This is a genomic window from Nocardia sp. NPDC050408 (assembly GCF_044458905.1).
GTDB lineage: Bacteria > Actinomycetota > Actinomycetes > Mycobacteriales > Mycobacteriaceae > Nocardia.
Genome location: NZ_JBITIL010000002.1, coordinates 224,708 through 246,974, shown reverse-complemented (window position 1 = coordinate 246,974; position 22,267 = coordinate 224,708). Strand labels below are relative to the sequence as shown.

Sequence of the window (22,267 nt, the reverse complement as noted above, 5' to 3'; positions counted from 1 at the left end):
CTCGATTCCGTCAGGAGAAACGTTGATCATCGACGCACACAGCCACGTCCACGAACCGCTCGCCGACCACATCGCGCTACTCGACGAGGCGGGTGTGGACAAGACCGTCCTCTTCATGACCCGACCGCATCCGGAACGGGCCGGAACCCTCACCGAACTCCGCGCAGAGATGGACCTGCTGACTCAGGCGCTCGCAGGCGGCGGCCTCGGCCGCGAAGCGGCCACCCGCGAACTCGACGCCGCCCTCGCGGCCTACCCGGACCGCTTCATCGGCTTCGCCTCGGTGCCGCTCGACGCGCCCGACGCCGAAGCGATCGTCGAACGCGAGGTAGTCGGACGTGGACTGCGCGGCATCGGTGAGTTGACCCCGCCTCCCGACCAGGCCGGGCTCATCGAGCCGGTACTCCGTGCCGCCACCGACCATGGTGGATTGCCTGTCGTCGTCCACGGCGCCGCGCCCACGACCGCCGCCGACCTGCGCACCCTGACCGACCTTGCGCGCCGCTATCCACGCGTGCCGCTCGTGGTCTCCCAACTCGGCGGAGCGCACTGGATGGACGCGATCGAACTGGTCCGCGACACCCCGAATATGTACCTCGAACTGTCCACTGCCAGTATCATTTTCGCGGTCCGCCTGGCGATAGCCGAAATTCCCGAGCGCACCCTTTTCGGATCCGATGCCCCCTACGGCGATCCGGTCATCGCACGCACCACCGTCGAACGCGCCACCGGCTCACCACGGGTGCGCGAACTGGTCCTCGGCGCAACCGCGCAGGAACTGCTCAGTTAGCTCGCGGCACCCGGCAATGCCGCGGCGGCATCCCGATCCAACAGCCACGTAGTGGATTCCGACCCGCCGGCACCCGCCGCGGGGATCTCTACCGGATCCGCGCCCGCAACCGCCGCGGCCACCGCGTCGGCCTTGGCCACACCACCGACGACCAGCACAACATGGCGACTGTGCCGCACCGCGGGCAGTGTCAGCGTGACTCGCACCGGCGGCGGTTTGGGCGAATCCGTTACCGCGACAACGAGTTCGTGCTGTTCCCGTACCGCATCGGTATGCGGGAACAGCGAATTCACATGCCCCTCGCCGCCCATACCGAGCAGATGCAGATCGAAGGCCCCGTACTCGGCCAAGTGCGCGTGCACCGCCGCCGCATACTCGGCGGCGGCCTCGACCGGATCCGGATATTCGCCATCGGAGGTGGCGACCGGATGCACCCGCGACGGATCCACCGGCACATGATCCAGCAGCGCCTGCCGTGCCTGCAGATCATTGCGCTCGGAATCGCCCGCTGGCACGAATCGTTCGTCGCCCCAGAACACATCGAGCTGTGTCCAGTCGATATCGCCGGGTGTCTTGCGGACCAATTCCAACAGCCCGATCCCGGTCCCACCGCCGGTCAACACCACTGATGCGGACCCACGTGCCGCCTGCGCGGCCACCACGACGGCGACGAATTGTGCGGCCGCGGCGGCAATCAAGGCGTCGGTGTCGTCGTGTACTCGGACGGTGTGCGCGGGGAAGTTCGCGCGCTCACTCATAGGTCACCTTCTCGATTCCGGCGAGCGCCTCGGCATAGATCTCGTCGGCATCCAGCCGTCGCAGTTCCTCGGCGAGGCAGTCGCGAGTTTCCCGGCGCGCCAATGCGATTCGCTGATCCGGGTCACCGGTGCGGGTCAATGTCGCGGTGCGCCCGGTCTGCGGCCGCTCGATAGCGATCGACACCGTCGGGCGACGCACCTCCACCCGCAACGCACCCGAGCGGCGGCGCACCGGGCAGTCGAGGCGGGCGGCCAACCAGCCGGCGAGCATATCCAGCGCCGGTTCGTCGCGCAGTCCGGAGACGATCACCGAATCCACCGGCTCGAACGGCGGTTCGTCCATGGCGGCCGCCAACAGCGCCCGCCAATAGGTGATGCGACTCCACGCCAGATCGGTATCACCGGAGGCGTAGGAGCCCAGTTGCTTCTTGATCGTCGCCTGCGGATCGGCGGCGAAGGTGGCGTCGGTGATGCGGCGAGTCGCCAAGCGTCCCACCGAATCCTTGGACGGGAACTCCGGTGCGCCACGCGGCCACCAGGCCACCACCGGGGTGTCCGGCAGCAGGAACGGGATGACGACGCTGCTCTCGTGGTTGATCAGATCACCCTGCAGTCGCAGCACTATCACCTCGGCCGCGCCGGCATCACCGCCCACGCGGATCTGGGCATCCAACCGGGTCTCGGCCTCGCGATCGCCGCGCGCCAATACGACCACGCGACAGGGATGTTCGCGGCTTGCGTCATTGGCTGCGTCGATAGCGTCCTCGGCCTCGGAGCTGTCCAGCGTGCATACGACCAGTGTCAGCACCCGGCCCATGGTGATCACGCCATTGCTCTCCCGAAGGCGCACCAGGCGTTTGGTGACCTCGGAGGTGGTGGTCTGCGGCATGTCGACGATCATGGCCGCCGCCATTCGCGCCCGGTGCGGGCCAATACCTCGTCGGCCGAGGCCGGACCCCAGGTCCCCGCCTCGTACTGTTCGGGCTTACCGTCGGCGGCCCAGTGCTCGAGCACCGGATCCAGGATGCGCCAGGACAATTCGACCTCCGCGTTCACCGGGAACAGGGACGGCACCCCGAGCAGCACATCGAGGATCAGACGTTCGTAGGCCTCGGGAGAGGATTCGGTGAACGCCTCGCCGTAGCTGAAATCCATATTGACGTCGCGCACTTCCATGCTCGACCCCGGCACCTTCGAACCGAACCGGGTGGTAATACCCTCATCGGGCTGCACCCGAATAACCAGTGCGTTCTGCCCGAGATCCTCGGTCATGGTCTGGTCGAACGGCAGATGCGGTGCCCGCTTGAACACCACCGCGATCTCGGTCACCCTGCGGCCCAGGCGTTTTCCGGTGCGCAGGTAGAACGGCACACCCGCCCAGCGTCGGGTGTCGACCTCGAGGGTGAGCGCCGCGTAGGTCTCGGTGCGCGATTGCGGGTCGAAACCTTCCTCGTCGAGCAGTCCGACCACATGCTCGCCGCCTTGCCAGCCCTCCGCGTACTGGCCGCGTGCGGTGGTTTCATCAAGGGGCTCGACGAGTTTGGTCGCCGATAGCACCTTGATCTTCTCCGCCTGCAGCTGCTTGGGCTCGAAGCTGATCGGCTCCTCCATGGCGGTCAGCGCGAGCAACTGCAGCAGGTGGTTCTGGATGACATCGCGGGCGGCGCCGATACCGTCGTAATAGCCTGCGCGACCGCCCAATCCGATGTCTTCGGCCATGGTGATCTGCACATGGTCGACGTAATTGGCATTCCAGATCGGTTCGTAGAGCTGGTTGGCGAAGCGCAGCGCCAGGATGTTCTGCACCGTCTCCTTGCCGAGATAGTGATCGATGCGGAAGACCGTCTCCTCCGGGAACACCCGGTTGACCAGTGCGTTGAGTTCGACCGCACTGTCCAGATCATGGCCGAACGGCTTCTCGATCACCACCCGACGCCACGGCTTGCGGCCCTCGCCATCGGTTTTCGTCGGTTGGGCCAATTTGTGCTGGGAGAGCTGATCGAGCACCACCGGGAACATATTCGGCGGAATCGACAGGTAGAAGGCGTGATTGCCGCCGGTGCCGCGGTCCTTGTCCAGCTTCGCCAGCACGTCGGCGAGTTTGGCGAAGGCGGAATCGTCGTCGAAGGAGCCCTGCACGAAGCGGATGCCCTCGGCCAGATGGTCCCAGACCTCCTGCCGAAAGGGTGTGCGCGCGTGCGCTTTTACCGCTTCGAGCACGACGTTCGCGAAGTCCTCGTCCGCATAGTCACGGCGGGCGAAGCCGACCAGTGCGAAGCCCGGGGGCAGCAGCCCCCGGTTCGACAGATCGTAGATGGCCGGCATCAGTTTCTTCCGGGACAGATCGCCGGTGACGCCGAAGATCACCATGCTGCACGGTCCCGCGATCCGCGGGACCCGCTTGTCCCGCTCGTCGCGGAGCGGGTTCTTCCAGATATTCGTCTGAGTGCCGGCCATCGGGTCAGTTATCCCCGGTCTTGGCCAGTTCACCTGCCGTGGCGGAAAGCAGCTCCTCCCACGACTTCTCGAACTTCTCCACACCCTCGCGCTCGAGTACCTCGAACACATCGTCGAGGTCGATGCCGATCGCGGTGAGCTTGTCGAAGATCTCCTGCGCGGCCGCGGCGGTACCGCTGACGGCATCGCCACGGACCGCACCGTGATCGGCGACCGCCTCGAGGGTCTTCTCCGGCAGCGTGTTCACCGTATTCGGCGCCACCAGTTCGGTGACATACAGCGTGTCGGAGTACTCCGGATTCTTCACGCCCGTCGAAGCCCACAGCGGCCGTTGCCGATTCGCACCTGCGGCGGCCAGATGCTGATAGGTCGAGGTGTGCGCACCACCATCGAATACATCCTGGTATTCGGCGTAGGCCAGGCGCGCATTGGCGACACCCGCCTGTCCGCGCAGTGCCAGTGCCTCCGGCGTACCGATCGCCTCGAGTCGCTTATCGATCTCGGTGTCCACGCGGGAGACGAAGAACGAAGCGACCGAATGGATCTTGGCCAGATCGTGGCTGGCGCCCTTGGCATTGCGCAGACCGTCGAGGTAGGCGCCCATCACCTCGCGGTAACGCTTGACCGAGAAGATCAGCGTCACGTTGACGCTGATGCCCTCCGCGATCACCCGGGTGATCGCGGGCAGGCCCGCCTCGGTGGCCGGAATCTTGATGAACAGGTTGGGCCGGTCCACCGTCTTCCACAGGTCGATGGCCTGCGCGACCGTCTGCTCGGCATCGAAAGCCAGGCGCGGGTCGACCTCGATGGAGACCCGGCCGTCGACACCGTTGCTGGCCTCGTATACCCCGGCCAGCACATCGCAGGCCGCACGCACATCGTCGGTGGTGATGGTCCGGATCGCCGAATCCACATCCGCGCCTTGGGCGGCGAGCTCTTTCACCTGGGCGTCGTAGGCGTGGCCCTGACTCAGGGCGCCCTGGAAGATGGTCGGATTGGTGGTGATGCCGACGACGCTACGGGTTTCGATGAGCTCGGCCAGGTTGCCGGATTGGATCCGGTCCCGCGAAAGATCATCGAGCCACACCGAGACGCCCGCGGCGGAGAGGGCGGCGAGGTTTTCGTTCTGTGCCATGAGCTCTTATCCCTTCACGTTTTCCAGGGTGCGCTGCGCGGCAGCGACTACGGCTTCCGCGGTGATCCCGAACTCGCGGAACAGGGTCTTGAAATCGGCCGAGGCACCGAAGTGCTCGATCGATACGATCTCGCCCGCGTCACCGGTGAACCGGTACCACGGCATCGCGATACCGGCCTCGACGGCCACGCGAGCGGCGACCGACGGCGGCAGCACCTCGTCCCGATATGCCTTGTCCTGCGCGTCGAACCACTCCACACACGGCATCGAGACCACGCGGGTACCGATGCCCTGCGCCTCCAGCGTAGTGCGGGCGGCGACCGCGAGCTGCAGCTCGGATCCGGTCGCGATCAGGATCACCTGCGGTGTGCCGGTGGATGCCTCGGCCAGCACGTAGCCGCCCTTCTTCACACCTTCGTAGCTGGTGCCCTCGAGGATCGGCAGATCCTGGCGGGTGAGCGCGAGTGCGGACGGTCCGTCCTGGTGGGCGGGTTCGGAGACCGAGAAGTGTGAGGTGTGCTCGCTGCTGTCGCGCTCGAGGATGGTGCGCCAGGCGTAGGTGGTCTCGTTGGCATCGCCGGGGCGGACCACGTTCAGACCCGCGATCGCGCGCAGCGCGGCCAGATGTTCGATCGGCTGATGCGTCGGACCGTCCTCGCCGAGGCCGATGGAGTCGTGCGTCCACACGTAGATCGCGGGCACCCGCATCAGCGCGGCCAAGCGTACGGCCGGGCGCATGTAATCGGAGAAGACCAGGAAGGTGCCGCCGTAGGGACGGGTCGGGCCGTGCAGCGCGATGCCGTTGAGGATCGCGCCCATGGCGTGCTCGCGCACACCGAAGTGCAGGGTGCGGCCGTACGGGTTGGCCTTCCACATACCGGTCGAGATCGACTCCGGACCGAAGCTCGGCGCGTCGGGCATGGTGGTGTTGTTGGATTCGGCGAGGTCGGCCGAACCGCCCCACAGCTCCGGCAGCACCGGCGCCAGCGCTGCGAGCACCTTGCCGGACGCCTTGCGGGTGGCGATCCCCTTCGGATCCGCCTCGTAGGTCGGCAGATTCGCGGCCCAGCCCGCGGGCAGATCACGCTTGGCCAGCCGATCGAACAGTGCCTTGTTCTGCGGGTTCGCGGCGGCCCACGCGTCGAACCGCTGCTGCCAGGCCGCATGTGCCTGCTGGCCGCGCTCGATGACCTTGCGGGTGTGCGCGATGACATCGTCGTCGACCTGGAAGTTCTTCTCCGGATCGAAGCCGAGGATCTTCTTGGTCGCGGCCACTTCGTCGGCGCCGAGTGCCGCACCGTGCGCGGCGCCGGTGTTCATCTTGTTCGGCGCCGGGTAGCCGATGATGGTGCGCAGCACGATGATCGACGGCTTACCGGTCTCCGCCTTGGCCGCGGCCAGCGCCGCCTCGATGGCGACGACGTCCTCGCCGCCCTCGACAACCTGGACGTGCCAGCCGTAGGCCTGGTAGCGCTCGGCGACATCCTCGGTGAAGGCGATGGTGGTGTCGTCCTCGATGGAGATCTTGTTGTCGTCGTAGATCACGACCAGGTTGCCCAGCTGCTGGGTGCCCGCGAGTGAGGAGGCCTCGGACGTGACGCCCTCCTCCATATCACCGTCGGAGGCGATGACGTAGATGAAATGGTCGAACGGGCTGGTGCCGGGTGCGGCGTCCGGATCGAACAGACCGCGTTCGCGCCGCGCCGCCATGGCCATACCGACCGCGGAGGCCAGACCCTGACCCAGCGGGCCGGTGGTGATCTCGACGCCGTCGGTGTGGCGGAATTCGGGGTGGCCGGGGGTGAGCGAGCCCCATTTGCGCAGATGCGCGAGATCGTTCAGCTCCAGACCGTATCCGGCCAGGTAGAGCTGGATGTATTGGGTGATGCTGGAATGACCGCAGGACAGCACGAAGCGGTCGCGGCCGACCCAGCTCGGATCGCTCGGGTCCAGGCGCATGGTGCGCTGGTAGAGCGTGTAGGCCAGTGGCGCGAGGCTCATCGCGGTGCCGGGGTGCCCGTTCCCGGCGTTCTGCACCGAATCGGCTGCAAGAACCCGAACGGTGTCGACGGCCTTGGTGTCCAGATCCGTCCAGTCGTCCGGGTGGTTCGGCTGAGTGAGGGCGCGGATGTCGTCTGTGACTGACACGACCGAGGTTCTCCTGACATTGGTTTCGTCGACGGTGGCGGAGGGGTGCACGCACGGCAGCGGTGGAATGCGAACCGGTTTACCCCAACTACCCTAGATGTGCCCGATGACCGGCATGTGAGGAACCCGGCTTACTCCGGGTGTCGAATCGCTGCGACAAGGTGCTGGAGCGAGGGGCTATGGAAAGAAGGCTATGCGGCTGGGTCTACCATCGTCTGTAGTAGTTGCCGCCTCGCACCAGCTCGAGCAGGGGGAGCGCGGCAGTGGTTTCATGCCGGATGCGATGCACAGCGTGCGAGGAGAGATAGTGCGGATTGGGCAACAGCCGGGTGGCAATGGCGCACACGGCTCCTCCGCGACGGCGCTGGCCGACCGGTTCACCGGCGATGGCCTGCTGTCCCGACTATTGCGGCGACCGCTCGCCTATATCGCGTTGACCAAGCCGCGCGTCATCGAGCTGCTGCTGGTCGCGACCATTCCGACGATGCTGCTGGCCGACCGCGGACACGTCGATATCCGACTGATCCTGGCCACGCTGTTCGGCGGTTGGATGGGCGCCGCGAGCGCCAATACGCTCAACTGTGTCGCCGACGCCGATATCGACAAGGTGATGAAGCGGACCGCGAAGCGCCCGCTGGCCAGGGAGGCCGTGCCGACCTCACATGCCTTCGTATTCGGGGTGACGCTCGGCATCGGCTCTTTCGCCTGGTTGTGGTGGCAGGCGAATCTGCTCAGTGGTCTGCTGGTCGTCGCGACGATCCTGTTCTACGTCTTCGTGTACACCCTCGGCCTCAAGCGTCGGACCTCGCAGAATGTTGTGTGGGGTGGCGCGGCCGGATGTATGCCGGCGTTGGTCGGCTGGTCGGCGGCGACCGGAAATATCGGCTGGCCCGCGATCGCGCTGTTCGGTGTCATTTTCTTCTGGACGCCGCCGCATACCTGGGCGCTGGCCATGCGCTACAAGGAGGACTATCGCGCGGCCGGCGTCCCGATGCTGCCGGTCGTGGCCACCGAGCAGGCCGTCACCAAGCAGATCGTCATCTACACCTGGCTCACCGTGCTCACCACCCTCGCGCTGGTCCCCGCGACCGGTGTGGTCTACGCGGCCGTCGCGCTCGTGGCCGGAGCATGGTTCCTGCTCATGGCGCACCAACTGTACTCAGGTGTGCGACGCGGTGAATCGGTGAAGCCGCTGCGACTGTTCCTTCAGTCCAACAACTATCTGGCCGTGGTGTTCTGTGGTCTCGCGGTTGATTCGGTGCTCGGATGGGACACGATCGGCAGCTTCTTCGGCTAGGTCAGCCGAGGTATCCGTCTGGCCGGACTCGTACGGTGGTGCCGTCGACCGCGTCATAGGCGGCGAAGGCGTGACCGTCGACATCTACGACGTACTGTCCAGTCGCCTTGTCGCCGGGTCGGATCACTGTATATACCTCGACACCGGGCTCGGGCTGTACGTCGGTTTCGCCGAATGACAGCAGCGTCGCATGCGGTCCGCGGAACAGGTCGAACAGTCGAATCGGCCGCCCTTCGGCATCTTTGACCGGTGCGTCGGGTGCGCGGTCACCCGCGACGAGCACGCCGTCGTCGGCGGGATCGCGGTAACTAATATCCAATTGACGCGTCTGCTCGCCGCGCTGCATGGCGTCCTGCGCACCGTCGACCAGCTTGTCCAGCAGTTCGGTACTGATTCCGAGCACTCGTGCGGCTACCGTGCGGCGCTCGGATTCGTAACTGTCCAGCAGTGATTCGTCGCCCATGACAGCGGCGGCGAGTTTCCAGCCGAGGTTGTAGGCGTCCTGGATACCGGTATTCATGCCCTGTCCGCCGGTGGGCGGATGCACATGCGCGGCATCGCCCGCGAGAAATACCCGACCCTCTCGGAACCGTTGCGCCAGACGGATATTCGGCCGCCACACAGTTGCCCAGGTGAGGTCGGTGAGGACGATATCCAGATTTTCGGCATAGCGGTCGACGAACTCTTGCAGCACCTCGAGAGTGGGTTCGGCATCGGAGCCCAATGGCGCGCCGAACTGGAACTGTCTGCCACCGGGCAAGGGAGACAATATGATTCCCTCCATCGGGCGACCGGCCGCCGCGAACCAGTAGCCGTAGTCGTGGTCGAGTGCGTCGGCACTGACATCGCCCAGCAACATGCGGATCGAATCGTCGGTGGTGCCCTCGAACGGAACTCCGAGCGTCTTGCGGACCGTGCTCTTGCCACCGTCCGCGCCGACCAGATAGGCGACACGTAGCGTCTCGATGACGCCGTCGTGCGCTAGCTCGACGCTGACCTCGGTCTCGTCCTGTTCGAAAGTGACCAGCGCCGTGGCGAGTTCGACCCGCACACCGAACTCGGCGAGCCGGTCGCGCAGGATCGCCTCGGTCCGCGACTGCCCGAGCACCCAGAGGTTGGGGTAGGGGACCGCGGGCGTCGGCTCGACCGGCTCGGCCATCCGATGTTCGCCCGCGAATTCATTGCCGGAGTACGCGCGGATGACCGGTGTCGGTGATCCGGCCCGGCGAACCGCGTCCAGCACGCCGAGGTCGTCGAACACTTCGAGGGTGCGCGGCTGGATACCGTCGCCGCGCGATCCAGCGAAGAATTCGGTGGCCCGGTCGATGATGCGCACTGGGATATTGCGGCGGGCCAGGTCGATGGCGAGGGTGAGGCCGGTGGGTCCGGCACCTGCGATGAGTACTTGCGTATGCACGATTTCTCCGTACTGAATCATGTTGGCGGTTTACCGTCGATTGATCAATCCGGGACCACGACCACCCGGGCGGTGCCGAATTGCGCGGCGACCCATGCGTCTTCGATCTTCGAGAGCGGGAACTCCTGTACCGCGGTGTCCAATCGGCCCTCGGCGATCAATTGCATGTATTCGGGGATGGCGGCCAGGATCGACTGCATCGACACGGATCCGGCTCCGCTACCGGAGATCGTGATGCGACGGCTGCGCAGCAGCGCCGCCGGAACGGCCGCCTCGGCACCTGCCATGGAGCCGATCTGGATGAATGCGATATCCGCGTCGTCCTCGGTCAGGCCTTGGCGTCCGAGGGCTGCGAAGGCGGCCTCGGCCGGTGCTCCCCACACATAGTCGAGCACCAGGCTCGGCGCCTCGGTGCCGAGGGCTTCGGCCAGCACCGACGCGGTGGCCTCCTTGTTGTCCTGCAGCGTGACCGTGTTCGCGCCATATTCCGTCGCCCGCTCGAGTGCCGACGGATTGCGTCCGGCGGCGATCACCCGGTCCGCGCCGAGTATGAAGGCGTTCTGCACGGCCAGCAGTCCGGCGGCACCGGTGGCGCCGAGGATCAGCACGGTGCCGAGCTGCTGGTTGGGCAGTGCGTCGCGGCGTTCGCGCAGGACCAGCCACGAGGACAATCCAGGGTTGAGACCACCGGCAATTCGCGCGGGTTCGGCGCCGGTCGGGAGCGGAATCCGCATCCGCGTGGGCACCGCCATGAGTTCGGCCAGCGTGCCGTAGGGGGCCTGCGGAAAACCGGTGTAGACGAGTGCGCCGTCGGCGGTGCGTGCCACCGCGTCGAGGCCCGGGATCAGAGGGTAGGCGTGGGTACTGCCGTAGTGCGTGCCTGCGGCCAGCGATCGAACGATCGGGTGGATGCCCGCCGCCACCAGTTCGACCAGTTCCCGGCCTTCGGTCACCTGCGGGTCGTCGAAGTCGCCGTATACGGGCACCTCACCGGCGTTGCGCAGAACTGCTGCTTTCATGATCTTCACCAATCTGAATTGAAATTCACTGAATCTGAATTCAGTATGGAGGTTGGTAGGTTTTCGTGTCAAGGAGGTGGTGCGAGTGACGTCGAGTCGCCGAGAGAAGTCCGCAGAGACCGAACAGGCACTGAAGGATGCGGCGCGGCGGGTGTTCGCCGAACGCGGCTACTTGAACACCAAGATCACCGACATCACCGCGGCCGCGGGGCGTGCGGCCGGGTCGTTCTACAACCACTTCGCGAGCAAGGAGGAGCTACTCCAGGCGCTGCTGAACGATCTGGCGAGCGCCGGGGACGAACTTGCGGAGCAGCCCGAACACAAATCCGATTTCAGTGACCCGGAGGCGGTGCGGTATCACGTCGCCGGGTATTGGGCCTTCTCGCGAGAACATGCGCCCGTGCTGCGCGCGATCACTCAAGCGGCGATCGTCAGCGAGGATTTCGCTCGCGTGCTCGGACATTTCGGCGTCGAACAGCGCGCGGATATCGCCGATCATCTGGATGGCCTGGCCGGCAAGGGATTACGGCTGCCGAGCAGCATCGATGCCAGTCTGGCGATGATGTTTCAGGTCGCCCAGGGCATGTTGGCGCTGGTCGAGGACGGCACTGTCGCGCTGACCGACGAGCAGGCGATCGAGGGTTTGACACGGTTCATTTACCGTGGTCTGACCGGACTGGACTACTGATCCGGCGAATCTGGTGCCGGGCGGCGGAACCGATCTGGTTGCGGTCGGAACGCGAATCGGCCGCCAGACGGCGGAACCGGCTCGGTTGCGGTCGGGGGGGTGAATCGGGCTGCTGGGCAATGGATTCAAGGCGCCAACGGCCGCGCCGGGCGGGCGGCCGTTGGCGTGGGTTACGGCAGCAGGACGATCGAGCCGGTGGTCTTGCGGCCCTCGAGATCGCGATGCGCCTGCTCGGCTTCGGCCAGCGGGTATGTGGCGCCGATCCGCACATGCAGCGTGCCGTCGGCGATCGCGGTGAGGATATCGGTTGCACGCCAGAGCAATTCGGCCCGGTCTCGGGTGTAGTGCACCAGCGTGGGGCGGGTCACGAACAGCGACCCTGCCGGGTTGAGGCGCTGCAGATCGAAGGGCGGTACCGGGCCGCTGGCCGCGCCGAACAGGGCGAGCATGCCGCGTACCCGCAGAGATGCGAGGCCGGCCTCGAAGGTGGCCGCGCCGACACCGTCGTATACGGCCGCGACGCCGACACCCTCGGTAAGTGCGCGAACTCGATCGGCGAGATCATCGGTGTAGCGCAGGACCTCGCTCGCGCCCGCCTCGCGGGACAGCTTCTCCTTCGCGTCGGAGGAGACGGTGGTGATCACTCGGACACCACGCGCGACGGCGAGCTGGGTGAGCAAAAGGCCCACCCCACCCGCGCCCGCGTGCACCAGCACGGTCTCGCCGGGTTCGGGCTTGTAAATCGATTCGATCAGGTAGTGCGCGGTCATCCCCTGCAGCAGCGCCGAGGCTGCGACCGGTGTGTCGACACCGTCGGGCACCTTGACCGCGACCGCCGCCGGTACCGCGACCCGCTGGCTATAGCTGCCGGGCGCCGCCGCCCAGGCGACCCGGTCGCCGACGGCGAATTCGGTCACATTCGCACCGACCTCGGCCACCACGCCGGTGCCCTCGGCACCGGGAATATAGGGGACCGCCTGCGGGTAGCGGCCGGTACGGATATAGGTATCGATGAAGTTGATGCCGATCGCCGCGGTGTCGACGAGCAGCTGATCCGGGCCGATCTGCGGATCGGGCACCTCGACGTAGTTCAGGACTTCGGGACCGCCGTGCTCGGAAACCTGAATAGCGCGCATGAGATCCGTTCTACACCCACGGGGGCTGGACCCGAACGTACCGGTCAGTAAACTAGCCGCCATGAGTGTTGAAGCCGCCGCCCCCGTGCAGCTGTCGGGTTCCCTAGTGGATTCGGTCAAGGGATTCGTCGCCGAGCACGGCGGTTCCGCCACCGCCGTGCTGCAGCCGATCGGCCGTGCGGGTGTGCGCATCACCCTGGTCGGCTCCGATGGTGTCCTCGGCGACCGTGTGGTCGACGATCTGGCGACCGCCAAGGAATTGGTCGAAACCGTCGACGGCCTCACCGAGGCCGATGAATGGGACCGCGAGCTGATTTCGGTGGTCACCCCGCGCAAGGGGCACTGGGCCAAGATGGCCGGTTGGGTTGCCCGGCAGACTCGTTTTCCCAAGGCGCGCAACGAGAACTGAGGCCGTTCAGGCTCGCGTGGTCGCGCCGTCGGATTCGCGAGTCTCGCGTGGGACGGCGCGCAGGACCAGCCGAACGATCGGGCCCGCGAAGATGCCTGCGAGCCGGGTGAAGGGCCAGATGCCCAGGATCAGCAGCAGTATCAAGCCGCGCGCCTGATAGATGAGCGGTGCGTGCTGCATGGCTTCGGGATACGGATCGATGGTGCACAGCGAGCGGAACCAGGCGAAAAGCGTTTCGCCGGTTCGATATTCGCGTGCCACCGTGGTCGGATCGTATTCGATGATCACTCCGGACAGCAGCGCGGCCGTCAAGGCCGGGAAAGTGATGCGGTCCAGCGGGGTGATCACCGGGCGCGACGGACCCGCGATCAGATCCGGTAGGAACAGCAAGACCGCCCCGACCGTGGCCGCGGCGACACCGCCGATCTGCACGATCGTGGTGACCACGTGCAGCGCACCGGCGGGGCGGGCGTGCGGTTCGGCGGTGATCACCTTGAACAGGCGGATAAGGACTATGAGGCAGACCCCCGACCGGAATGCTGTCGATCCGAGCCGCTGACTGCGGTCCATCTCCGGATAGCGGATGTAGCTGCGGAAACCGTCGCGCCGGTAGCGCCACACGTGGCCGAGCACGAACGACAGGAACGCGCCGTAGGGCAGCGCGATCCACAACAGCGATGTCACGGGTAGTTCGCTTTCGGCTTGCAGACGATCGGACGTATCACGTTCGCAGAGACGCCGAATGTCGAACAAGGGACCAACGTCCCTTACCGAGGGGTACTTCGGGAGTCGGCGGCGAGCCGTTGGTGGATCGCCGCCGACTCGTGGTCTATTGCGGGAGTTCGACCGCGCCGTTCTGGTGCCCGTTCGTGCTGAGATTCATTGCGGGCAGCATGGATTCGCGCGCAATCGAGGTGAGCGCACCCGCCTGCTGAATGATCTCGGCCAATGTCGAGGTGACACCATGCGCGCCGTTCGACTCCGTGAAATGATCGACATGCTCGAACGGCGCCGCTTCGCTCCCTTGACGGAGCGGCCATTGCCACTCAGCTCAGGGCTTCGACGATCTCCGCCGCGAGCGGTGCCGACGATGCGGGATTCTGGCCGGTGTAGAGATTGCGATCGACCTCGATATGCGGGGCCCACGGCTCGCCCTCACGGAAATCGACGCCGAGCTCGACCAGCCGATCCTGCAGCAGCCACTTGGCTTTATCAGCAAATCCGGCCTGGGTCTCTTCGGCATTGGTGAATCCGGTGAGACGGTAGCCGACGAACGGGGAATCGCCGTCGATGGCGGTCGCGAGCAGCGCGGCGGGCGCGTGGCAGACGACGCCGAGTGGTTTGCCCGAGGCCAGCGCGGCATTGAGCAACGCACCGGAGGCGGTGTTCACCGGCAGATCTTCCATCGGGCCGTGTCCGCCCGGGTAGTAGACGGCGTCGTAGTCGGCCAGGTCGACGTCCTCGAGCCGGATCGGGCTGCGCAGTTCCGCCGCATCGGCCAGGGTACGGGCGATCTGCGCGGCACCGTCCGCGCCGCCGTTGACCTCGGGCGCGAGACTGCCCTGGTCGACGGTCGGCACGACACCGCCGGGAGTGGCCACCACGATTTGGTGACCCGCCGCCTTGATGGCCTTATACGGCGCCACCACCTCTTCGGCCCAGTAGCCGGTCGGATGTTTGGTGCCATCGGCGAGCGTCCAGTAGTCGACGCCGGTCATGACGAAAAGAACCTTCGACATCGTGTGCCTCCTGATCGGGGGAATTGGGCGACGTACTGTTCCGTATCCAGAGTGCCAGTTCGTAGCGATATCGACGTTAGGTACCTGTTCATCGAAGCACCAATAGGATCGCCGATAAGGGGCATCAAAATAATGATGGGTCTCTGGTTCCGAGTGGGGGATCGTAAAGTAGGGGACGATGAACGCGGATAAGGCGAGCGAGCTGGCGGCTCGGCGGGTCGGTGCCGCGCATGCCGACGCGCAGCAGCGCGTCGCGCTCGCCGAAAGCTTCTATCCACCGGAACTCCGCGCCTACCGTCGGGCCGAAATCGCCTTCCTGCAATGGGAACTCGCCCGCGGCGTGCTGCACGCCGAGACCGGCAGCCCGTGGTGGCGGGCCCTCAACGATCGCCTACTGCACGACAAACTGGAAGCCGCGCTGCTGCATCATGCCGGTGCGCGCGATGCGTCGACGCCCGGTGCCCGGCTGTGGCTCGAATTCCTTACCGCCCCTGCGCCCGCTGCGTGGTACCGGGCGCACAATCGCAGCATTGTCGCCGGTTATCTGGAACATCAAGGTTTGGCGGCGGCCGAACTGCCCGCCGAACGGTTGATGATCAATGTGACGCTCATGCGGGTACTGTTCACCCACGTCCTGGTGGCGCGGCCGACCCTCGCCCTCGGCCGGCTCGGAGGCCTCGGCGGCTGGTCGGCCGATCCGCGCCGCAGCTCGGTTCGTCTATTTCTCGACCTGCGCAATGTTTTTCCCGAGGTGTATCCGCTGGCGAATATGTCCGTCGATGCGGTGCTCGCGCTGGAGGGACGGGTGGCACGGGCGCTCGATTACGGGCTGATCGTGCCGAAGTTGGAGCAGATATACGCCTTCGCCGCAGAGCAATTGGATGAGCCGATGATCGTCGAGCTCGTCGACAACGGCGATCCGTGCTACGCGGGTCTGCGGATCGAACGTGGGCAACTGGCATCGGATGCGTTGACCCGAACACTCGCGCGCGTCACTCGCCCGCGGTTCGGGTAGTCGGGGGCGTGCCTGCGTGTGGGCTCAATAATCCCCGCGCACAAGGTTTTTCGGTAACTCGCCAGCCGCAAATCTCGCGACCTCCGCAGCGACAACGGAGTAGGCGCGTTCGAGACTGCCGCGGGTGCTGCCCGCGACATGCGGTGTCAACAGCAGACCGGGCGCTGACCATAGCGGGTGGTCGGGCGGTAGCGGCTCCGGGTCGGTGACATCCAGGGCCGCGCGCAATCGCCCCGAAACGAGTTCGGCCAATAACGCTTCGGTCCGCACGATCGGTCCGCGCGCGACATTCACCAGCACCGCGCCGTCCGCCATCTTCGCCAGGAATTCGGCATCGACCATGCCGATGGTCTGATCGGTCACCGGAACCATCAGCACCACGACATCGGATTCGCCGAGTAATCGGGGCAATTCGTCGACGCCGTGCACACCGTCGCGTGCGGTCGTGCCCACCAGCGTCAACGTAGCGTCGAAAGCTTCGACCCTGCGGCGCAATTCGATACCGAGATCACCCGCGCCGATACCGAGGATCCGCTTACCCGCCAATGTATCTGTCCGATGTTGATACCAGCGACGTTCGCGCCGCAAATCGGCGAACTCCGTCAGCTCCCGATAAATGGTGAGCAGCGCCGCGACGACCCACTCCGCCGAACTGCCACCATGCGCACCCCGCGCGTTCGACAGCAACACCCCGTCGGGTAGCCGACCGATCCATCGTTCGGCACCGGCCGTGAGCATCTGCACCAACCGCAACTTCGGCAGTCCGGCCATATCGATCGACTCGGGCCGCGCCAGAAATGCCGGGATCAGCACCTCCGCCAACTCAGCCGCCGCGGGCAGCGCTTCGCCGGGCGCATACCGCACCGGCCGTATCCCATCGAGCCGAGCCAATATCCCGACCCCATAATCATCTGGCACAAGCACGGTGACCGGCATGCCTGCCAGATTAGCCGCGCCCACCGCCGAATTGCATCCGATCATCGGACCATTCGCCGTAGCATTCGATACACGGTGGGGTCGAATAACTTTCGTGATCCGCGCTGGCCGCCGCTGCCCGGTCCGCCGTGTACTACGAGCGCGGGCTTGCCGTCCGGGTTGCCGCTGGTCTCCCAGTAGACCTGGTTCCTGTCGCCGACATCGAGGAGCCCGCGCTCGTATGGCTCGATATCCGGGAACGGTTGTGGCGCTGCGGTACTCGGTGCTGATGGTCCCATCCGAACAGCATGCCGGAAGCGCTATGCCAACTGTTCGGTGGAGTTGGGGATCGGTGCTGAGACCCGTTCGCGGGTGCGGAGGGAGGCCCAGAGGGCGGCGGTGGCGGCGGTGCAGGCTGCGGCGCCCCCGACGTGGGTGGCGACCAGGGCGGCGGGGACGTCGGTGAAGTACTGCACGACGCCGACCAGGGATTGGGCGCACACCAGCCCGAGCAGGACGAGCAGGCGTGTGCGGACCGCGGGGGTGATGCCGACTGCGAAGAGGCCGAAGGCCAAACCGATGAGCAGCGCGAGATAGCCGACCAGCAGTTGCGAGTGCAGGTGGACCAGCGTGACGATCTCGACCTGGAGGCGTTCGACCGGTCGTTCGATGCTCTTATCGCCCGCGTGCGGTCCGGCGCCGGTGACCAGCGTGCCGGCGATGAGGACACCGGCGAGCGCGACACCGCTCAGCCCGGTGAGCCAGCGCAGGGGTGCGGGCGCCTGGATCACCTCGATGCCATCATCGGGTTCGCTCACCTTCGCGAACATGACCACCGCGACCCACACCATCAGCATCGACGCCAACAGATGCACCGACACCGTCCACCACAGCAAACCGGTGCGCACGGTGATACCGCCGATGACCGCCTGCAGTACCGTGCCGCCCGGCATCAACCACGCGTACACCAGCACTTCGCGACGACGGCGGGCCCGGGTGACGGCGAGCACGATGAGCGCCGCGCACAGCGTCACCGCGAATGTCAGCATGCGGTTGCTGAACTCGACGGTCTGATGCAGCACCGGAACCTCGGCCACCCCGGTCGGGGTGAAGCTGCCAGGGAAGCACTGCGGCCAAGTCGGGCACCCGAGCCCGGACGCCGTGACCCGCACGATCGCCCCGGTGACGGCGATCCCCGCCTGGGACACGATGACCGCGACAGCAATCAATCGCTGCACCCGCAACGAGGGCAGCGGAAGTAAATCGACGAGCCGCAGAAACGCGCGATACAGCACCCAGCAATCGTAGCCGGGCCCCTCCCACCACCCGCACCCGGTCTACTACGCCCCGTCGTTCCGCTCGAACAAGATCGGGTGGACACTATGGCGGCGTCGGTCGAGAAGCCCGCGCCACCGTTTCCACCTGATCTTGATCGGGTTAGTCGAAGCGGAAGAATCGGGTGGCGAGGAAGGCGGAGATGCCGCCCCATGCGGCGAGGACGGCGATGCCGAACCAGTCGATGCTGGTGCGCATGGCGTCTTCCAGCGTGTCAGCCAGCGCCCCGGACGGCACCAACCGCACCAGCACATTCACCACTGCGGGTAGATCGTCGGAGGCGAATACGATGCTCGCGATGCCGAGCATGACGAACCAGAGGATATTCGCCAGTGCCAGCACGATCTCCGCCTTGAGCGTGCCGCCGAGCAGCAGACCCATTGCCGCGAAAGTGGCTGTGCCGAGCGCGATCACCAGCGCGCCGAGCCCGAGCCCGGCGAGTTCCGGTCGCCAGCCGAGCGCGAATCCGATGGCCCCCAACAGCATTGCCTGTAACACCACCACGATCAGTACCGCGGCGCTCTTGCCCGCCACAATGCCCCAGCGGGGGAGTGGGGTGGCCCCGAGGCGTTTGAGCGCACCGTAGCGCCGGTCGAATCCGACCGCGATGGCCTGTCCGGTGAAGGCGGTCGACATCACCGCCACCATCATCACCGCGGGCACGATCTTGTCGACGCGGTCCTCACCGAGGTCCCCGAACGGCAACAGGCTGAGCCCGACAAGCAGTGTGATCGGAATGAACATGGTGAGCAGCAACTGTTCGCCATTGCGCAGCAAAAGGATCAGCTCGAGCCGGGTCTGCGCGGTCATCATGGCGACGCGACCGCTCGGACGCGGATCGGGGGTGAAAGTGCCCGGCGCGAAGCGGTTTCCGGCGAGATCTGGCTGATTCATCCGCGTAGGTCCCGTCCGGTGAGTTCCAGGAAGACGTCCTCGAGCCGACGCTGATCGATCCGGATATCGGTCGCCAGCACATTCTGCTGCGCACACCACGCGGTCACCGTGGCCAGCACCTGCGGATCGATCTCGCCCTCGACCAGATATTGTCCGGGAGTTGTCTCGCGCGGCGAGAAGCCTTCCGGCAGGGCGGTTTTCAGCAGGTGCAGATCGAGTTTGGGTGGCGCGGTGAAGCGCAGTTGGCCGGCCGCGCCGTGTGCGGTCACCTCGGCAGGTGTCCCGGAGGCGACGATCTGTCCGTGATCGATGATCACCAGTTGGTCGGCCAGTTGTTCGGCCTCGTCCATCATGTGTGTGGTGAGCAGCACCGTGACGCCGTCGCGGCGCAGTGCGTCGATCAGCTCCCACACGATGAGCCGCGCTTGTGCGTCCAGACCCGCGGTCGGTTCGTCGAGGAAGACGATCTCCGGCTTTCCGACCAGCGCGCAGGCCAGTGCGAGCCGCTGCTGCTGGCCGCCGGAGAGCCGTCGGTACGGTGTGCGCCGGTTGTCCTGTAGGCCAAGGGTTTTCAGCAACCACTCGGGATCGAGCGGATCGGCGGAGTAGGCGGCGACCAGGTCGAGCATCTCGCCGGCACGCGCACCCGGGTACGCGCCACCGCCCTGCAGCATGACGCCGATGCGCGGCCGCAACCGGTCGGAGTCGGCGATCGGATCGAGTCCGAGCACCCGGACCGAACCGGCATCGGGGGTCTTGAACCCCTCGCACATTTCGACCGTCGTGGTCTTGCCCGCCCCGTTGGGTCCGAGCAGGGCCAGCACCTGTGCCTGTTCGACGGCGAAGCTGATCCCGTCGACGGCGGTGGTCTCGCCGTAGCGCTTGACGACGCCGTCGATACAGACGGCGGGTTCCGAGGCTGCGGTCACCATCGCGCCTCGGTGCTCGGCTCCGTCGCGTCCAAGGGTGCTGTGCCCATTGTTCGCTCGCTTCGCTCCCTCACGGTGTCACACCGTAAGCGGTCGAGGGATGTGACCCGGACGACACCCCTGCCTCGTCAACTCCGCGGTCCGGAAGGACCGGCCGCGGTGGGCGCGGTGTCGGCGCCGAGCTGGTGTAGCCGCCACGGCAGCGACTTGCGAGTCGCCAGGATCATCAGCGTGCAGGTGAGAACAGTGATGCAGGCCGCGTAGATAAGGACGAAGGGCGGGATTTCGCTGCCCGAGGGCATGAGCATGACACTGATCGCCGCGGAAGCGATCGTGGCGGGCACCCGGAAGGCGGGCCGGCTCGCCCAGGCCGCCAGCGGGACGATGCCCCAGAGCAGATACCATGGCTGCACCACCGGAAACAGCAGGACGACCGCGCCGAAGGCGACGCCGAGAGCGCCGACCGGATGCAGCCGACCTCGCCAGGTGGCCACCATGAGCCGCACCACGACCAGTGCGGCCGCGATCGCCGCGATCGGTCGGGTGATGCTCAGCAGCGCGGTGGTGTGGTCGCCCAATCCCAGTAGGACGCCGCCGAATCCGGTGGCTACACCGAGCGCGGTGGGCAGCGACATCCAACTGCGCACCGAGTTGGCCATGGTCAGTGTGTCTATCCAGCCGAAACCGAGACCGCTACCCAGACATACCGCGAGCATGACGGCGCCGGTGACACAACCGAGGAATAGCGCGGCTCTGAGCACCGCACGCCAATCGCCGCCCCATTTTCGGCTCAATGCCATCCACACGAATGCCAGAGCCAGCATCGATGGAATCTTGACCATGGCGGACAGCGCGATCAGCGTGGTGCCCGATAGAAGCAGCACGAGTGCGTGTCCGCGCATCGGGCCGATATTGCTCAGGGCGGCCAGACAATATTCCAACCCGACCAGCATCAGGCCGAGCATCATGGCCTCGTTGTGCACACCGGATACCAGGTGGAATATCACGAGTGGGTTCACGGCGCCGAGCCACAAGGCGGCCACGGGCGATACTCGACACCGCTGTGCCAGTCGGGGCAGTGCCCAGACGATGCAGGCCACGCCGAGTAGCGCAAGCATGCGGTGCAGCAGCACACCGGCGAGCATATTGTCGCCGACGATTTCGGCGATGCCCTTGCCCAGCCAAATCGAGAGCGGGCCATATGGCGCGGGCGAATTCTGCCAGATATTGGGCACGCTGCGCGTCAGAATGTGGTCTTGGCCGAGCCCCTGTACCGGGCCGACGTCATAGGGATCGAGTCCACTCGCCGCGATCTCGCCCTGGGCCAGATAGGAATACACATCCTGGCTGAACATCGGCGGCGCGACCGATAGCGGGATGATCCACAGCAGCAGCGTACGGTCCAGTTGCGATCGGCTGATACGGCGAATGCGGTTGGACTGTAAGCCGAGTGCGAATCGGCCGAGCAGCAGCCAGGCCAGCATCACGATAACCGTGCCGACCATGGTCGTCGCCAGCCCCGAATTGTGCACACGCGCGGGCAGCCCGAGAATCGCCTTGCCGTAGGTCGGATTCTGCAGCGTGGGTTGGGCGCCGAGACCGAGCGCGCCGATGGCCATCATCACCGAACCCGTCGCGCCCAACAGACGGACCCGGCGCAGTTGCGCGGTCTCCTGCGGGTTGAGTTCGGCGGCTTCGGGCTCGTTGATGTGCAGGGTTTCGCCGACGGTGTGGTCGGGCGCAACATCCAGGCCGATGATCCGACGTCCCAGCGAAACGGCGGTACTGATCGGTGCGGTCCGACGCAGGCGAGTCAGGGTGCCCGAGGTGGTCGATCGGCTGCGTTCGACCCCTGGTTCGCCGTGTTCGCCTGACATCACGCGGTCAGCGTAGCCGATGCCACCGGCGTATCCGGTGCTCCGCGGAACCGACTGCGGGGCTTGTTCGCACTGCTTTCGGCCCTCGCTTGTGGCCACTGTTGCCATCGATTGGATCACGCCGTCGAAGCGCTGCTCACGTTCCCGAAGAAGCTGGTCGCCGTGCGCTGACGGATTTTCGGCACCGATGTGTGGCCTAAATCGCACTTGTAATTCTGTCGGGTGCTCGGGCTGGTCGTCGCGCGAGACCCGCAGGTGGTGAACCTGTTGCCTCCGAACACCGCCGGAAAAGCGCTCCGGTGCAGGTCA

Annotated in this window: 21 protein-coding genes; 5 read left to right on the top strand and 16 right to left on the bottom strand. The window is 66.0% G+C overall.

All coding sequences use genetic code 11. From position 1 onward, the window contains the following. Positions 1-22: 22 nt before the first annotated feature. Positions 23-790 (top strand): amidohydrolase family protein, encoded by a 768-nt coding sequence (locus ACIBJI_RS05905; RefSeq protein ID WP_397083216.1) that lies wholly within the window; start codon positions 23-25, stop codon positions 788-790. Here the strand turns inward: ACIBJI_RS05905 and pgl are convergent. The 5 genes from pgl to tkt are packed head-to-tail and all read right to left on the bottom strand — an operon-like array spanning position 787 to position 7,288. Further along, on the bottom strand, positions 787-1,548 hold the full coding sequence (gene pgl, locus ACIBJI_RS05900; protein ID WP_396955088.1) for a 6-phosphogluconolactonase: 762 nt from the start codon (positions 1,546-1,548) through the stop codon (positions 787-789). The two genes, ACIBJI_RS05905 and pgl, sit on opposite strands and share 4 nt — an antisense overlap. After that, positions 1,541-2,449: a glucose-6-phosphate dehydrogenase assembly protein OpcA gene (gene opcA, locus ACIBJI_RS05895; protein WP_364340312.1), complete on the bottom strand. Its 909-nt coding sequence runs from the start codon at positions 2,447-2,449 to the stop codon at positions 1,541-1,543. The genes pgl and opcA overlap by 8 nt, the downstream gene beginning before the upstream one ends. Then, positions 2,446-4,005, bottom strand: a complete 1,560-nt coding sequence (gene zwf, locus ACIBJI_RS05890; RefSeq protein WP_396955089.1) for a glucose-6-phosphate dehydrogenase — start codon at positions 4,003-4,005, stop codon at positions 2,446-2,448. The genes opcA and zwf overlap by 4 nt, the downstream gene beginning before the upstream one ends. A gap of 4 nt (positions 4,006-4,009) precedes the next feature. Further along, complete coding sequence (gene tal, locus ACIBJI_RS05885) at positions 4,010-5,140, bottom strand: transaldolase (protein WP_364340316.1); 1,131 nt, start codon at positions 5,138-5,140, stop codon at positions 4,010-4,012. A 6-nt stretch (positions 5,141-5,146) separates the two neighbouring features. After that, the gene (gene tkt / locus ACIBJI_RS05880) at positions 5,147-7,288 is read right to left on the bottom strand and encodes a transketolase (RefSeq protein WP_364340318.1); all 2,142 of its coding nucleotides are present in this window, start codon (positions 7,286-7,288) and stop codon (positions 5,147-5,149) included. Between the two features lie 307 nt (positions 7,289-7,595). Here tkt and ACIBJI_RS05875 point away from each other — a divergent pair, with 307 nt between their 5' ends. Next, the gene (locus ACIBJI_RS05875; RefSeq protein ID WP_364340320.1) at positions 7,596-8,585 is read left to right on the top strand and encodes a heme o synthase; all 990 of its coding nucleotides are present in this window, start codon (positions 7,596-7,598) and stop codon (positions 8,583-8,585) included. 1 nt (position 8,586) lies between these two features. Here the strand turns inward: ACIBJI_RS05875 and ACIBJI_RS05870 are convergent, their stop codons facing one another. Both ACIBJI_RS05870 and ACIBJI_RS05865 read right to left on the bottom strand, forming a co-directional pair. Next, a complete protein-coding gene (locus ACIBJI_RS05870; protein WP_397083213.1) occupies positions 8,587-10,002 on the bottom strand; it encodes an FAD-dependent monooxygenase in 1,416 nt (471 codons plus the stop codon). Positions 10,003-10,046: 44 nt separating this feature from the next. Continuing rightward, positions 10,047-11,021, bottom strand: coding sequence for a zinc-binding dehydrogenase (locus ACIBJI_RS05865; protein ID WP_396955091.1), 975 nt, complete (start codon positions 11,019-11,021; stop codon positions 10,047-10,049). An 85-nt stretch (positions 11,022-11,106) separates the two neighbouring features. Here ACIBJI_RS05865 and ACIBJI_RS05860 point away from each other — a divergent pair, with 85 nt between their 5' ends. Further along, complete coding sequence (locus ACIBJI_RS05860) at positions 11,107-11,709, top strand: TetR/AcrR family transcriptional regulator (protein ID WP_396955092.1); 603 nt, start codon at positions 11,107-11,109, stop codon at positions 11,707-11,709. A gap of 170 nt (positions 11,710-11,879) precedes the next feature. On the opposite strand, the gene ACIBJI_RS05855 is transcribed toward ACIBJI_RS05860, so the two are convergent. Then, on the bottom strand, positions 11,880-12,845 hold the full coding sequence (locus ACIBJI_RS05855) for a quinone oxidoreductase family protein (RefSeq protein ID WP_397083210.1): 966 nt from the start codon (positions 12,843-12,845) through the stop codon (positions 11,880-11,882). A gap of 61 nt (positions 12,846-12,906) precedes the next feature. Here ACIBJI_RS05855 and ACIBJI_RS05850 point away from each other — a divergent pair, with 61 nt between their 5' ends. Continuing rightward, positions 12,907-13,254 carry a hypothetical protein gene (locus ACIBJI_RS05850; protein WP_397083208.1) on the top strand — a complete coding sequence of 116 codons (348 nt, stop codon included), beginning with the start codon at positions 12,907-12,909 and terminating at the stop codon, positions 13,252-13,254. A gap of 6 nt (positions 13,255-13,260) precedes the next feature. Here the strand turns inward: ACIBJI_RS05850 and ACIBJI_RS05845 are convergent, their stop codons facing one another. Both ACIBJI_RS05845 and ACIBJI_RS05840 read right to left on the bottom strand, forming a co-directional pair. Beyond that, positions 13,261-13,938, bottom strand: a complete 678-nt coding sequence (locus tag ACIBJI_RS05845; protein ID WP_364340331.1) for a respiratory nitrate reductase subunit gamma — start codon at positions 13,936-13,938, stop codon at positions 13,261-13,263. A 362-nt stretch (positions 13,939-14,300) separates the two neighbouring features. Next, entirely contained in the window at positions 14,301-14,993 is a 693-nt protein-coding gene (locus ACIBJI_RS05840; protein WP_364340333.1) for a type 1 glutamine amidotransferase domain-containing protein, read from the bottom strand. A gap of 178 nt (positions 14,994-15,171) precedes the next feature. Between ACIBJI_RS05840 and ACIBJI_RS05835 the strand changes: the two genes are divergently transcribed. Then, entirely contained in the window at positions 15,172-16,008 is an 837-nt protein-coding gene (locus ACIBJI_RS05835) for a hypothetical protein (RefSeq protein ID WP_364340335.1), read from the top strand. Between the two features lie 24 nt (positions 16,009-16,032). Here ACIBJI_RS05835 and ACIBJI_RS05830 read toward each other — a convergent pair whose 3' ends face one another. From ACIBJI_RS05830 to mptB, 6 genes are all read right to left on the bottom strand, one after another. Then, a complete protein-coding gene (locus ACIBJI_RS05830; RefSeq protein WP_397083205.1) occupies positions 16,033-16,944 on the bottom strand; it encodes a 2-hydroxyacid dehydrogenase in 912 nt (303 codons plus the stop codon). Between the two features lie 41 nt (positions 16,945-16,985). Continuing rightward, positions 16,986-17,222 carry a hypothetical protein gene (locus ACIBJI_RS05825; RefSeq protein WP_397083203.1) on the bottom strand — a complete coding sequence of 79 codons (237 nt, stop codon included), beginning with the start codon at positions 17,220-17,222 and terminating at the stop codon, positions 16,986-16,988. Positions 17,223-17,243: 21 nt separating this feature from the next. Further along, entirely contained in the window at positions 17,244-18,218 is a 975-nt protein-coding gene (locus ACIBJI_RS05820; RefSeq protein WP_364340341.1) for a heme A synthase, read from the bottom strand. 142 nt (positions 18,219-18,360) lie between these two features. Then, positions 18,361-19,152 (bottom strand): ABC transporter permease, encoded by a 792-nt coding sequence (locus ACIBJI_RS05815; protein ID WP_364340343.1) that lies wholly within the window; start codon positions 19,150-19,152, stop codon positions 18,361-18,363. Beyond that, positions 19,149-20,084 (bottom strand): ABC transporter ATP-binding protein, encoded by a 936-nt coding sequence (locus ACIBJI_RS05810; protein WP_396955099.1) that lies wholly within the window; start codon positions 20,082-20,084, stop codon positions 19,149-19,151. Before ACIBJI_RS05810 ends, ACIBJI_RS05815 begins: the two co-directional genes overlap by 4 nt. A gap of 125 nt (positions 20,085-20,209) precedes the next feature. Beyond that, a complete protein-coding gene (gene mptB / locus ACIBJI_RS05805) occupies positions 20,210-21,958 on the bottom strand; it encodes a polyprenol phosphomannose-dependent alpha 1,6 mannosyltransferase MptB (RefSeq protein WP_396955258.1) in 1,749 nt (582 codons plus the stop codon). Positions 21,959-22,267 lie beyond the last annotated feature (309 nt).